This window comes from Paenibacillus oralis (assembly GCF_003863965.1).
Classification (GTDB): Bacteria; Bacillota; Bacilli; order Paenibacillales; family Paenibacillaceae; genus Fontibacillus; species Fontibacillus oralis.
The window spans coordinates 4,417,208-4,430,488 of the sequence record NZ_RRCN01000001.1 but is presented as its reverse complement, the minus strand read 5'-3'; the positions used below and the strand labels follow the sequence as shown (position 1 = coordinate 4,430,488).

General features: G+C 54.9%; 9 protein-coding genes and 1 tRNA gene. 3 read left to right on the top strand and 7 right to left on the bottom strand.

The window, feature by feature from the left end:
* Nucleotides 1–97 precede the first annotated feature (97 nt).
* Genes EHV15_RS19810 through bglX form a run of 3 tightly spaced genes read right to left on the bottom strand, consistent with a single transcriptional unit; the run spans nt 98 to nt 6,635 of the window.
* A complete protein-coding gene (locus EHV15_RS19810) occupies nt 98–1,063 on the bottom strand; it encodes a LacI family DNA-binding transcriptional regulator (RefSeq protein ID WP_128632714.1) in 966 nt (321 codons plus the stop codon).
* 18 nt (nt 1,064–1,081) lie between these two features.
* Nucleotides 1,082–4,438, bottom strand: a complete 3,357-nt coding sequence (locus EHV15_RS19805; RefSeq protein WP_128632713.1) for a GH36-type glycosyl hydrolase domain-containing protein — start codon at nt 4,436–4,438, stop codon at nt 1,082–1,084.
* Nucleotides 4,439–4,469: 31 nt separating this feature from the next.
* Nucleotides 4,470–6,635, bottom strand: a complete 2,166-nt coding sequence (gene bglX / locus EHV15_RS19800; protein WP_128632712.1) for a beta-glucosidase BglX — start codon at nt 6,633–6,635, stop codon at nt 4,470–4,472.
* A 487-nt stretch (nt 6,636–7,122) separates the two neighbouring features.
* On the opposite strand from bglX, the gene EHV15_RS19795 reads away from it, so the two are divergent.
* From EHV15_RS19795 to EHV15_RS19785, 3 genes are read left to right on the top strand one after another with little or no spacing between them, the layout of a single operon-like run.
* Complete coding sequence (locus EHV15_RS19795; RefSeq protein ID WP_128632711.1) at nt 7,123–8,373, top strand: sugar ABC transporter substrate-binding protein; 1,251 nt, start codon at nt 7,123–7,125, stop codon at nt 8,371–8,373.
* Nucleotides 8,374–8,413: 40 nt separating this feature from the next.
* Nucleotides 8,414–9,301, top strand: coding sequence for a carbohydrate ABC transporter permease (locus tag EHV15_RS19790; protein ID WP_128632710.1), 888 nt, complete (start codon nt 8,414–8,416; stop codon nt 9,299–9,301).
* A 24-nt stretch (nt 9,302–9,325) separates the two neighbouring features.
* Nucleotides 9,326–10,156 (top strand): carbohydrate ABC transporter permease, encoded by an 831-nt coding sequence (locus EHV15_RS19785; RefSeq protein ID WP_128632709.1) that lies wholly within the window; start codon nt 9,326–9,328, stop codon nt 10,154–10,156.
* Nucleotides 10,157–10,240: 84 nt separating this feature from the next.
* On the opposite strand, the gene EHV15_RS19780 is transcribed toward EHV15_RS19785, so the two are convergent.
* The 4 genes from EHV15_RS19780 to EHV15_RS19765 form a co-directional block, all read right to left on the bottom strand.
* Nucleotides 10,241–11,107, bottom strand: a complete 867-nt coding sequence (locus tag EHV15_RS19780; RefSeq protein WP_128632708.1) for a DegV family protein — start codon at nt 11,105–11,107, stop codon at nt 10,241–10,243.
* 209 nt (nt 11,108–11,316) lie between these two features.
* Nucleotides 11,317–11,401 (bottom strand) — tRNA-Leu (locus EHV15_RS19775).
* A 75-nt stretch (nt 11,402–11,476) separates the two neighbouring features.
* Nucleotides 11,477–12,523, bottom strand: a complete 1,047-nt coding sequence (locus tag EHV15_RS19770; protein WP_246061688.1) for a sensor histidine kinase — start codon at nt 12,521–12,523, stop codon at nt 11,477–11,479.
* The gene (locus EHV15_RS19765) at nt 12,520–13,236 is read right to left on the bottom strand and encodes a response regulator transcription factor (RefSeq protein ID WP_128632707.1); all 717 of its coding nucleotides are present in this window, start codon (nt 13,234–13,236) and stop codon (nt 12,520–12,522) included. Before EHV15_RS19765 ends, EHV15_RS19770 begins: the two co-directional genes overlap by 4 nt.
* Between the last annotated feature and the right edge of the window lie 45 nt (nt 13,237–13,281).

Below are 13,281 nucleotides of genomic sequence, written 5' to 3'. Positions count from 1 at the left end.
GCACAGCATCAGATTAAACTAAAAAACGCCAAGCGGTCCGTCTAGAGCAGGCTCTCCTTTGAAACCGCTTGGCGCTTATATGCGTTGACGTGCCGGCTTATGCTTTTCCCGCCGAATCCCCTTTGACCAGCGTTACGTATACCCGCTCATGCTCGACCGGTTCCCCGGCCAGCACCTTCAGCAACTGCTCGGAGGCCAGCGCACCCCACTTGCGTTTGGAGTAATCGATCGTGGCCAGCCGGGGCACCGTGTATTCGGACAATTCGATGTTATCGAAGCCGATCACGTGAATATCCCTGCCGATCACATAGTCGGTATGCTTCACCGCATTATAGAGTCCGATCGCCATCTCATCGTTCAAGCAAAAGACGGCTACAGGAGATGTATATTCCCGCAGGATCCGCTCTGCGGCTTGTTCCCCGTCGGATTTGTTGAAATTCCCTTCGATTTCCATCAACTCCACCCCGTCGAAACGGGCCGCCGTCTGCCTAGCCGCCTTCAACCGCTGCTTCGAGTCGTACGAGCCCTTCGGGCCCGTCACGACGTAGAGCTTGCGGTGCCCCTGCTCGATCAGGTGTTCGACGGCCAAAGCGGCGCCCGCCTTGTTGTCGAGCAATACTTGATTGATGTTCGGGTGATTCAGCTCGCGGTCGAGCACCACGATTTTATGCCCGAGATCGGCGTATTTGAGCAACTCCTCGCTGGAAAACGTCTCATCCAAAATGATCGCCCCGTCGACCATCCGCTCCGGAAGCAGACGATGGGATTGCTTGCCGCTGCACACGACCATGTCGTATTCCTTCCGGTTCAGCACCTCTTTGACGCCCTGCAGCAAGTCGCCGTAAAACGCGCCGTTAAAGTCGGTCAAATATACGCCGATAATTTTGGACTCCCGGGTTTTTAAGGAGCGTGCGGCAGCATTGGGTACATAATTCAGTTGGTCGGCGATGGCGAGGATTTTCGCGCTCGTCTCGTCCGTAACTTTCGGGCTGCCGTTTAACGCGAGGGATACCGTGGAGATGGAGACTCCGGCTTGTTTGGCAATGTCCTTAATGCTAACCACAAAATTTTCTCTCCTCAATTACATAAAGATTTCAACGACGTTATGTTCATTCGACCCCGCCGCCGCAAAATCCTGTCGGCTAAGGCGAACGCCGCCGCTGCGGTAATATCCGGGATTCTCCCGGACCGGCACGTCCCGGCCGTTGATCCGCACCCGGCGCCCCTGGCCGTCCATGCGGTAAACGAAGCGGGTCGGGACATCCATCCAGACGAAGTCGAACCGCAGTCCGTCCAGATGCGGCGGCAGCACGGGATCGATCACAAGATCCTCTTCATGGCGGCGAATGCCTAAACAGTTGGAAATCAGCTGATTCATGTAGATCCCCGGGCCGCTGGAGTAAATCCGCCAGCCGCCTTTCACCGGCACGGTGCCGCGCCGCAGCTCGTCAAACCGCTCGTCCGCTTCGTAACGGGTGGCGAATTTGCCGTCCGAGCTGCTGAAGTAGGCGTTGCTTTGCCGCAGTTCGGCGTTCGGCACGACGTCCTTCAGGCCGACCGGGTTGATCATGTGCAGCCCTTTCCAGGCCTCCTCGGCTTTCCCCAGCTTGGCCATCGCTTCGATGAAGCGGATGTGGGCATGTACGTACTGCAGCCCAATCTCCCGGCCGAAGTTGGACGCCTGTTCCGCCCGTTTGAAATGCTTGCTGACCCCGCCCCGGTATTTCGCCGGACGGTCCATCAGGCGCACCCCGTCCTGATAATACAGTTTTTCTTTGATCAGGGCGTAATGGGCTTCCGCCTGCTCGGCGGTCAGCAGCTCGGCGATCATACTGCGCGTCATCGGCAGCAATCGGTAACGGATGCCCGTTTTCGTATCCGCCGGATGCAGCATCAGTTCGGCTTGCCCCGGCTCTTCCATATACACGAACCCCGGAATTACTTCGTGGTCCAGCATGTATTTGTTAAAATCGCGTTTGATGCCCGCCGCCAGGTCCGCGAGCTCGCCGGCCCAAGCCTGCTCCTCATCCGGGAGCGCATCCGCCAGCTGGCGGAACGTTTGGTATGTCAGCGCCACCGTCCAACTGCTGATCATGTACCGCTTGAGCTGGGCGTTGGCTGGCTGAAGCGTATCGTCCCAGTCGCCGTCCCCGTAGGACGACAAAAACGTGTCGTGCAGGAAGCGGCTGCGGATGTAGCCGATTTCCTTTTTCGCATGTTCGCGGATCGCCGCTGTTTCCGCAGACGGTTCAAAACTTCCTTTTACCGTGTACGGCACCTCTTCATCGAGAAGCCCGTAATCCCCGGTAGCCGCCAAATAATCGCCCAGCACCTTCAGCGGCCATACGATGATGTCGCCGTGGCTTTCCTCCTGCTGGATCCGGGAATAACGATCGAACATGAACCACTGCGGCCAATTGCCGTCCTCTTCGTATTGGTGCGCATACACCGTTTTGATAATGTCCTTGACCACCCCGTATTTTTGCGTGGCCAAAAAATATTCCGCCGGTCCCTGACAAACGTCGCGCGTTCCCCAGGCCGCCCCGCCGTATTGCTCCAGCCCGTGGGGCACGGAGAAGTGCACCAGCATGTTGTGCGTGTACCACCAGGCGAGGGCGTTCAGCTTATTCAGTTCATCCGCGGCTTCGCCTTCCGCCGTCAAACGGAACCCGTTCATGACCCGTCCCAAAAAATCGCGGTAACGCGCGCTCTCCTCCCGCCCGGTGCGGCTGGACAACGGCGGTTCGCCGCCGCTCAGCAATCCTTGCACGGTCAGCGTCCATTCCGCGCTCGGCCCCGTTTCCAGCACCACCAGCGAGGAGCTGCCCGGCGCCGCGCCGGGAGCCAGCTTGCTTTCATCAAATACTTGGAAGTCGGTGCCCGCAATGTGCATCCGGTAGGTCAAATCCGGATAAACCGAGGAAGAGAGCGCTGCGCCGTCGGCCCGGAACGTCAGCGTTCCTTCCCCTTGCTCCATCCGGTACGGCAGCAAGAATTCATGATCGTTCATGACGATCTGGTTCGTCACCAGGTACCGGTACGCCCGCCCCTTGGCGGAAGCGACATGCAGCGTCAATTCCGGCGCGTCCGCCGCCGTGCAGTTCGTCACGACGATCGTGTCGTCCGGCGTTTTATACGTCCAGCGCGCATAGTTGAAGCCCATCTCGAACATCGAAGGCATCGTCAGCAGCCGGTAAACCCCGTCCATTTCCACGTAAATCCGCTGCCCCGACGCCTTGGACACGTTCAGCGCGTTCCGGACGTTTGAAACGAGCTTGTGAAACGATGTATTGCCGACTACGATTTGCGAATTAAAAACCCCGTACATATAAGAAGTCGTCGTGATGACTTCCGCGTTCACCCGGTCATTGCCGCCGGACATCAGGATAATGCCGTGCGGGCGCTCCACCCGGAGTTCTTTTTCCTTCAGTACGACATGCTCATGCGTATCCGTGAAAAAAGACAGCAGCTTCCCATCCTCGCGCTCCTCGTGATGACGGTGCGGGAACGCTGTTTCGAGTTCGGCTTCATTCATAGATTCGGTACGCAGCGGCTCGCCGATCGTCGCAGCCCGTGATACCGTCACCGCCGCAGCCGCGGTATCCGCCGCCGGAACCGAAACCGCGCCAGCTTCAATCTTACTCCAAGCATCTTCTACCAGTTCCTCGTACTCCAGCGCCTCTATCGCCGCGGGGTGGTCATCCTGAATCAATCCGTAAAACACGAACCGCGCCTCACCGGACAAGATTTCCCGCTCCGACTGCAAGGCCGTATACGCAAATTCGTATTGATAGATGCCGCCAGCCAGGTCCGCCCGCTCCAGCGCTTCTGGCCGGTCGGTTTCTTTGTAAGTCAGCCCGAAAAACTGAAATCCGTCGGTCGAATACCCGCTCGCCCCCGTCAGCGAACCTTGCTGCAAATACGGGAATTTTCCGCGTTGCGGCTGGTTTTGCCGGGAACAGACAACCGTTCCCCGGCGCGCGTGCCGGAAGACGGCGTGGTCGATGTATTGCGATAAGTACGCTTCATTGCTGCGGACGGCCCCTTGTTCGGCGATACTGACATCCTGGCCGTACACGACGTCGATCTCGCACGAGGTCTGCCCCTCCAGCCGGACATCCCAAAACCAAAGACCCCGCGGGTCCAGGGACAAAACGACCTCATAGCGGATACCCTCGGCCTCGCCGTCCCAAACAGCCGCCGCCGCGCCGGTTTTCACCCGGCCGTTCGAGCGAACGCCAAGCAGGGGAATCGCTTGAATGCCTTCCGGACGGTGCAGCCGCAAATAAAGATTGTTCAGCGAGCCTTCCACCGGCCCGGACAACAGCTGATTGATCATCGTTTCCCGGTATTTCATTTCGTACATATCGCCGCTATTCCATAACGTAAAGGCCAAATCCCCCGCTTGAAGGACCTTTTTCGCCTCAGTTGCTGCCATAAGTATCCACTCCCTCATTTATTTCTATAAGCTATAGTCGCAGGCTGAACCGCATACCCGCAGCGTCTCTGCTGTTGGGACCGATGTAAACGAGAAAGTCGCCCGCATCGCTGGCAAAAGTCAAATCGGCATGATGGTAACGCAGCTGCGGCTCCGTCAGCTCAAATGCCACTTCCCGGGTTTCCCCCGGCTGCAGCAGGATTTTGCGGAAATCCTTCAGCTCTTTGACCGGACGCACCACATCTCCCGCCAAATCGCGAACGTACAGCTGTACCGTTTCTTCTGCGGCCGCAACGCCGGTATTGGCCACCTTCACCTTAACCGTCAGCGGCCGGTCCGGCGTCATTTCAGGCGACGACAGCCCGGGTTCGCCGTAAGCGAACGAGGTATAGCTCAGGCCGTATCCGAACGGATACAATGGTTCGTTGGGCATGTCCAAATACTGCGACACGTAACGCACCTGGGCGTCGGGCGCATCCTTCGGGCGGCCCGTGTTGAAGTGGTTATAGTAAACCGGGATTTGTCCCGCCGCATAGGGAAAAGACATCGTCAGCCGGCCCGAAGGCTGCGCGTCGCCGAACAGCAGATCGGCGATCGCGTGGCCGCCTTCGCTGCCGGGGAACCAGGCCTCGAGCACGGCGCCGGCGCGGTCCGCCACGCCGTGCAGGTCGAGCGGCCGGCCGTTGAACAGCACGGCCGCCATCGGCTTGCCCAGCTCGGCGAGACGTTCGATCAACGCCAGCTGCGCCTGCGGCAGCCGGATATCCCCCCGGCAGCCCGCTTCGCCGCTCATTTCGGAGCTTTCGCCCAGCGCCAGCACGATCACGTCGGCGCCTTCCGCCGCCCGGAGCGCAGCCTCGAGCTGCCGGTCGCTCGCCTCCTCGAAGCCGCAGCCTTCGGCGACGGCGATTCGGCCCATGCCGGTTTTCGCGGCGATGCCGTCAACCAAACGCACCGCGGCTTCGGTTGACCCTTGCCAGGACCACGGGCCGAGGATGTCCCCGCTTTGGGCGAACGGCCCGATCAGCGCGATGGACTGATCGCGCCGCAGCGGCAGCACCCCTTCGTTTTTCAGCAAAACGCAGGATTTCGCCGCCAGCTCGCGGGAAACGGCCCGATGCTCGCCGCAGAACACGATTTCCGCTTCCCGTGCCGGGTCGGCCCCGCGATACGGATTGTCGAACAACCCCAGCTTTTGCTTCAGCCGCAAAATCCGCAACACGGCTTCGTCGATCAGCTTTTCATCGATGACGCCGCTTTCCGCCAGCTCCGCCAGATGCTTCATATAGCAGGTCGTCATCATTTCGATGTCGATGCCCGCTTCGATGGAGCGCAAGGCGGCTTCCTTCTCGTCGGCGGCGGCGCCGTGCGGAATCAATTCCTTGACGGCGCCCCAATCCGAGATAATTACGCCGCCGAACCCCCACTCCTCGCGAAGCAGCCGGCGCAGCAGGCGTTTGTTGCCGGTCGAAGGGATGCCATCCACCGTGTTGAACGAGGCCATGACCATTTCGCAGCCTTCATCCAACGCGGCTTTGTAAGCCGGCAAATAGTATTCGCGGAGCTGCCGTTCCGACAGGTCGACCGTATTGTAGTCCCTGCCTCCCTCCGCCGCGCCGTATGCGGCGAAATGCTTAACGCAAGCGGCAACGCGGCTCGTGTCGTTTTGCAAGTCCTTGCCTTGGAAACCCCGGACAAAAGCCCGCGCAAATTCGCCGTTCAAAAACGGATCCTCCCCCGCCGATTCCATGACCCTCCCCCAGCGCGGATCGCGGACCAGATCGGCCATCGGAGCGAACGTGACGTGAACGCCCGAAACCGCCGCTTCCAAGGCGGCGATCTCGGCGCTCCGCTCCGCCAGCTTCAAGTCCCAAGAACAACCGATGGCCAGCGGAACGGGAAAAATCGTTTTGTAGCCATGGATGATATCGGCCATGATCAGCAGCGGAATGCCTAAACGGTTTTTACGCAAATGAGCCTGTTGGATATTGATGGCTTCCTGCGCCCCCGACAATCCGAGCACCGATCCCGTATTTCGCACGTTCTCCTCGGAGACGCCCAGGACCTCCATCGGGCCGGTGATTTCACCTTCCGTTTCCGCCCCTTCAAAAAACGACACCGCCAATTGCAGCAGTTGGCCGATTTTTTCCGCAAGCGTCATTTGCTCCACATAAGCCTCCAGTGGTTGCGGCTTCATTTTATCCCCCACCCTTGTCAATCATTAATTGGTATTGCTATATCGTTATTATTTCGAATCGAAACGTTTCAACAATCGGAATAAATGGATTATATATCGAATCCTTAAATACGTCAATTTTATTTGAATACGATTTCAAGAAATATAAAAACGTTCTAATAAGGTCGATTGAACACTTTCGAAAAATTTCGTTGCCAAAAAAAAATCTATTGAATACGATTACATTCTGTTTTATAATGAATCGAAACGTTTCAACAGGTTTTCTTTCAAGCGGGAAGAAACCTCTTTTTACCGAAATCGAAACGTTTCAATGAAAAGCTTGTGCTGCTTACGTCAGGCACTATTTGTTTATTCCAAGGGGACGATTTTCACTCGAAAGGCAAGGAGGTGCTTTCTCCGTCAAGAGGTCTGCAAGGTTTTATTGTATAGATTCACTTCAAAAAGCCCTATATTACTTACAGCAATCATTTAAGAAAGGACGATTCTTATGTGGAAAAAAACAGCAACGACTCTTTTGGCAAGCTCGCTGGTTCTCGCCGGCATTCTTACCGGATGCGGTTCAAACAATAACGCGGCTTCCGGCGGCAACAAGCAGGTGGAAATCAACGTGTGGGCGATGGGCGATGAAGCCAAATCGCTGCCGCAAATCGCCGGCGATTTCATGAAGGAAAACCCGGACATCAAGGTTAACGTTCAGGCGCTGCCATGGGCCAATGCGCACGACAAACTGCTGACTGCCGTCGCTTCGAAGAAAGGACCGGACGTCATTCAGATGGGGACGACCTGGATTCCGGAGTTTGCGGGCGCCGGAGCGCTGCTTGACCTGACTTCCCTGGTGGATCAATATCCCGAGTTCAAAGAAGACCAATTTTTTGCGGGTGCCGTGAACACAACGAAATACGACGGCAAGGTCGTAGGGGTTCCGTGGTATACCGAAACCCGCGTGTTGTTCTACCGCACCGACCTGCTTAAAGAAGCGGGTTACGATCAAGCCCCGAGAACCTGGGAAGAACTGCGCGCCGCCGCCAAAAAGCTGGCTGAACGCGGCCAAGGCAAATACGGCATCAGCATCGACATGAAAGAGCAATCGCTGGCGTTTATGTTCGCCCGTCAAAACGGCTCCAGGCTGCTGGACGACCAAAACAAACCGCTGTTCAACCAGCCGGAGTTCGTGGAGGCCGTCGAGTATTTAAATGGATTTTTCAAAGACGGTTCGGCCCCGGTCGACCTGGGTTTGGACGCGGTGCAAGGACTTAGCGGCGAAGGCATCGTCCCGATGTTCATCAGCGGCCCTTGGATGATCAACTTGATCAAGACGGGGGCCCCGGACCTGGAAGGAAAATGGGCGGTCGCTCCGTTGCCGGCCAAGGAAAACAACATCTCGGCGTTGGGCGGCTCCGACTTGTCGGTATTCCAATATACCAAACATCAGGACGAGGCACTGAAGTTCATTCAGTACATGAGCAAACCGGAGACGCAAATCAAGTGGATGCAGTTGACCAAATCGCTCCCGACCAATGTGAAAGCGTGGGAAGACCCATCGTTGAAAGACGATCCGAACTACCAGGCCCTTCAAGCGCAGTTGGAGCATTCCGAACCGATGCCGCTGCTCACAAGCTGGGAACAAATTGCCCAAACGTATTTGAAGAGCTTTGAACGGATCGTTCGCGGCGGCGCCGGCGTGCAAAGCGAAATGGACGCTTTCAACGCCGAAGCGGAGAAAATCCTCAGCAAATAACAGCAGATCCGAAGCGCATATACAAAGGAAGTGATCCTAAATGAAAGGCCTGTCGCAAAAAAACGCGCCTTATCTGTTCGTCGCGCCGACTCTGATCCTGCTGGCGCTCTTCTCGCTGCTTCCGATCGCCATAGCGCTGGTCATCAGCTTTACCGATATGGATATGGCCGGACTTGCCGATTATTCGAGCATCAGCTTCATCGGCTTCGATAATTACAAAGAGGTCCTGCTGGACCCTTCTTTTCAAAAAGCGATTTTTAATACCTTATTCTACGTCATTATCGGCGTTCCGCTCGTCATCGTCATTTCCCTTACGGTCGCCCTGTTGATCAACTTTGGCAAAGCCCGCATTTTTAAAGCATTCCGGGTGATTTTCTATATGCCGTCGGTCACCAACGTCGTGGCGGTCGCCGTCGTCTGGAGCTATCTGTACAACCCGTCGCTGGGGCTGCTCAACTATATTTTGACCTCGCTCGGTCTGGGGCCCGTGCCTTGGCTGCAGGATCCGGTCATGGCGAAAATCTCGTTGATCATCCTGGCCGTCTGGCGGGCGATCGGCCTCAATATGATCATTTTCATTGCCGCGATCAAGGGCATCTCGAAGACGTATTACGAAGCGGCGCAAATCGACGGAGCCAGCGCCTGGCGGCAAACCTGGTCGATCACGATCCCTCTGCTGCGCTTTGCCATCTTCTTCGTGTCGATGACGACGATGATCGGCTGGCTGCAGTTCTTCGAAGAGCCGTTCGTCATGACCAATGGCGGCCCGCTCGACGGGACGTTGTCCGTGGCTTTGTTCATTTACAATAACGGTTTCCAGTTCAGCAAATTCGGATATGCCGCGGCAGGCTCCTTTATTTTGTTTTTCGCGATTATCTTGGTTACGTTGGTCCAATTCAAACTTCAAAACAAGGAAGCGGATGTCTAATGCCATCCCGGGAGGTGTATACGTATGCAAACCAGAACCTCGGGCGATAGAACGCTGCAATGGCTGGTTGGAATCCTTTTGGGCGCGCTCGGCCTGCTGATGCTGCTGCCGTTCGTTTGGATGATCTTGTCCTCGTTCAAACCGGAAAGCGAAGTTGCGCAAATTCCGCCGACGCTGTGGCCTCGGCAGTTTACACTGGACAATTTCCGCGAACTGTTTGAAAATATGCAATTCGGCGTTTATTTGCGCAATACGTTGATCATCGTCGTTTTCTCCTTTGTCGGTCTGTTCCTGAACGCGTTGGCCGGCTTCGCTTTTGCCAAATACAAGTTCAAGGGCAGGGATGGGCTCTTCTATCTCGTGCTGGCCACCATGATGATTCCCGGTCAGGTCACGATGATTCCCGTTTATTTGATCCTGAACATGATGAACCTGACCAATACAATGGTCGGGATCGTGCTTCCGGGCCTGGTCGGCGCCTTCGGCATTTTCCTGTTCCGCCAGTTTATGTCGACGATTCCCGACGAACTGCTGGAAGCGACGCGATTGGACGGCGCCGGAGAGTTCCGAATCTTCCTGCAAATCGCCCTGCCGATCTCCAAATCGATCCTGGCGGTGCAGGGTATCTTGACCTTTATCGGCGGCTGGAATAGCTTCCTCTGGCCGCTCATCATCGCCAATGACGAGAAGCTGTACACGCTGTCGGTCGGTTTGCAGCTGCTAAAAGGCCAATACGGCGGAGATTACGCGCTGCAAATGGCGGGTTCGGCGTTTATGGTCGTGCCGATCATTATCATTTTCATCATTTTCCAGAAACACATCATCGAAAACTATTCGATATCAGGGATGAAATAACCCGCATTGGCATGAGAAAAACCGCCGGAGAGATCCTCTGGCGGTTTTTTTGATGTACAGACCTATTATTAATTCCAAACCACGCTAAACGGAACCATTCAGCAAATAGCTGACCGCGATCGTATTCGGACCGGTATGCGAACCTATCGCACATCCCCCCTCAATGACGGCCACTTCCTTGAAATGAATATGGTCGAGCAAATGGGAGCGAACCCTTTCTGCCATTTTCTCCGCCAGCGTCTGACCGACGATCACCAGGTTCGGACAGATCCGGTTTTTTTGGCTGACGATTTTTTGCAAAATCGGCTCCAGCGCCTTCTCCATTTTACCACGGTATTTTTGAACGGAACGAATCTCGCCCTTAACGATGTTTAAGACTGGACGCACTTTCAGCACATTGCCGATAAGATGTTGTAAACTGGTAACGCGGCCTCCCTTATGCAGATAATCCAGCCTATCCACCAGGATTTCGATCTTGACCTTCTCTCTCACATTCTCTATATCCGCGATTACTTCATCGAGGGGCTGCCCGGCTTCAAGCGCACGTGCGGCACGAATAACCAACAGGGCATAACTGGCCGATAAGTGCATGGAATCCACGATGTGTACCCGTCCGGCCGGGAATTCTCCAGCAGCCATATGTGCGTTTTGATTGGTGGAAGATACCTTGGAAGACATGCTAATATATAAAATATTTTTTCCGGCACTGATCTCCGGCTCGAAGGTCCGGTAAAAATCCGCCGGAGACGGAGCAGAAGTTTTGGGAATGGTTCCTTCTTCCTCAACGCAACGGTATAATTCAGCCGTTGTTATCTCCAGAGTATCTTTATAGGTTTGGCCTCCCAGCGTCACATAAAGCGGAACGATCCCGATATCGTATTGATTGATCCAATGATTCGGAAGATCCGAAGTACTGTCGGCTATTAATTTTATAGCATGCTTTGCGCTCATTACGTTCTCCCCTTTCGATACTCGGTCCATACCACCCTCGACCCATGTATGCTCATTATACTCTCGGACGGATAATGATAAATCGTCCAAAAGGGTAGGCTCATTCCGTACTTTCGGGCAATAATCCCCCATATCCCCCCTTCATAATATACAAAAAGCTCCTGAACCGTCATAAGGACAATCCAGGAGCTTATTCATTAATAAAGCGATGCGGTCGAGAGGACTCGAACCTCCACGGGGGGTTAGCCCACACGGACCTGAACCGTGCGCGTCTGCCAATTCCGCCACGACCGCGTATTTCGTCGATGCATTGTTTTGCAGCAACGAAATTTATAATATCACGCTTCTCTATAAGAGTCAATCAAAAAATTAAATTCGCAGCATCAGTTCGAAAGTGGTTAAGCCTGGGGTGTTGTACAGATGGAGTTCGCCGCCGTGCAGCTCGGCGATTTGTCTGGCGATGGCGAGTCCCAGTCCGGAACTGCCTTCTTCCCGCCGAGCGGCGTCCCCGCGGACAAAGGGATCAAAGATGGTTTTTTTCAACTCATCAGAGATACCGACACCATTATCCGCAACAGCAAGGGAGAGGCACCGCTCCGATTCCGTGAGTTGAACGGTGACCTGTGTGCCTGGAGGATTATGCTGCAAGGCGTTGGACAGCAGATTGGATACAGCCCTTCGTATCAGATTCGGGTCACATTTCGCCATCACTTCCTCCGCCGGAATTTCCACCTCCAACTGAAAGCTTTTAGCTTCTAACGGCTCATAAAAATCAGCGGCGATCTCGCGCAGCAATTCGGCGACATCCACCAGTTCCATGGCCATAGGATAACCAGGCCGATCCAGCTTAGCCAGATTAAAAATCTGATCGATCAGCGCCGTGACATGAGTCGCTTTGTTGGAGATCAGCTGCAGAAAGCGTTTCTTTTCCCCCTCATTCTCGAGTATTCCCAGCTCCAGAGCCTTGGCATAGCCCTGAATCGTCGTAATGGGGGTCTTCAGATCATGGGACAGATCGGCCAGCATCCGCCGCTTGCTCTCCTGAAGCCGCCGATTCTCCGCTTCCGACCGCTCCAGCGATTCCGCCATATCATTAAAGCGCTGCTGAATGACGGAAAACTCATATCCTGCGGCAATGTTCAACCGTTCGCTGTACTTCCCCTCCTCCATCCTTCGAATGGCAGAGGCAATCTGTTCCAGCGGTCCGGTGATCCGCTTGGCCGTCCACAAGCTGTATAAGAGACTGCTTGCGGTGAACACTCCCAGGAACAGAAGCAGCTGCAGCAAATTCACTTCGATAGTCCGGTTATCCATATCCAGAACAAAAGCAAGGAAGGTCAGAATGACGGCTCCCAACGAAACAGCAAACAGAACATAGGTCTTGAACATAGCATAAAAAAGCTTGCCCTGGTTCACCGCAAATCCCCCTTTTTGGCGAATTTGTACCCCAGTCCGCGGATGGTTTGAATATAGAACGGCTGCTTTGGCGAGTCCTCGATCTTGTCTCTCAGCCTGGAGATATGGACCATGACCGTATTGGCATCCTCATAATAATGATCCGACCATACTTGTTCAAACAGCTGTTTTTTGGTAAAAACACGTCCTGGAGATTGCATCAATGTGGAGAGAAGCTTGTATTCAATCGCCGTCAAAGGAATCTCCCGTCCGTTTTTGTGCAAGGTGCAATCCCGATGGCTGAGCCTCAATTCCCCATTGACCGTGTCCTCCGGTTGGACTAACTCCGGCGGAGCAGATGCATTAAAATCGTAGCTCCTGCGCAGCATGGCCTGAATTCGGGCCACCACCTCCAGCGGATTAAACGGCTTAGAAATAAAGTCATCCGCGCCCATTTGCAAGCCCATGATTTTATCGTCATCCTGATTTTTGGCGGACAACAAAATGACGGGCAGCTTATATTCCGTACGCAGCAGCTGCAATAACCGCACCCCATCCATTTCCGGCATCATGATATCCAGCACGGCAAGATCGATTTTTTCCCGCTGTATACATTCCCACGCCTCCACCCCATTATAGGCTTCCACAATGCGGATGCCTTCCTTCACAAGAAACAACCGCAGCAATTCCACGATCTCCCGGTTATCATCCACAAGCAACACCGTTCTTTGCACAAACCGGCCTCCTGTCCCAGCTTTTTAGCGTATACCCCAGTTTAC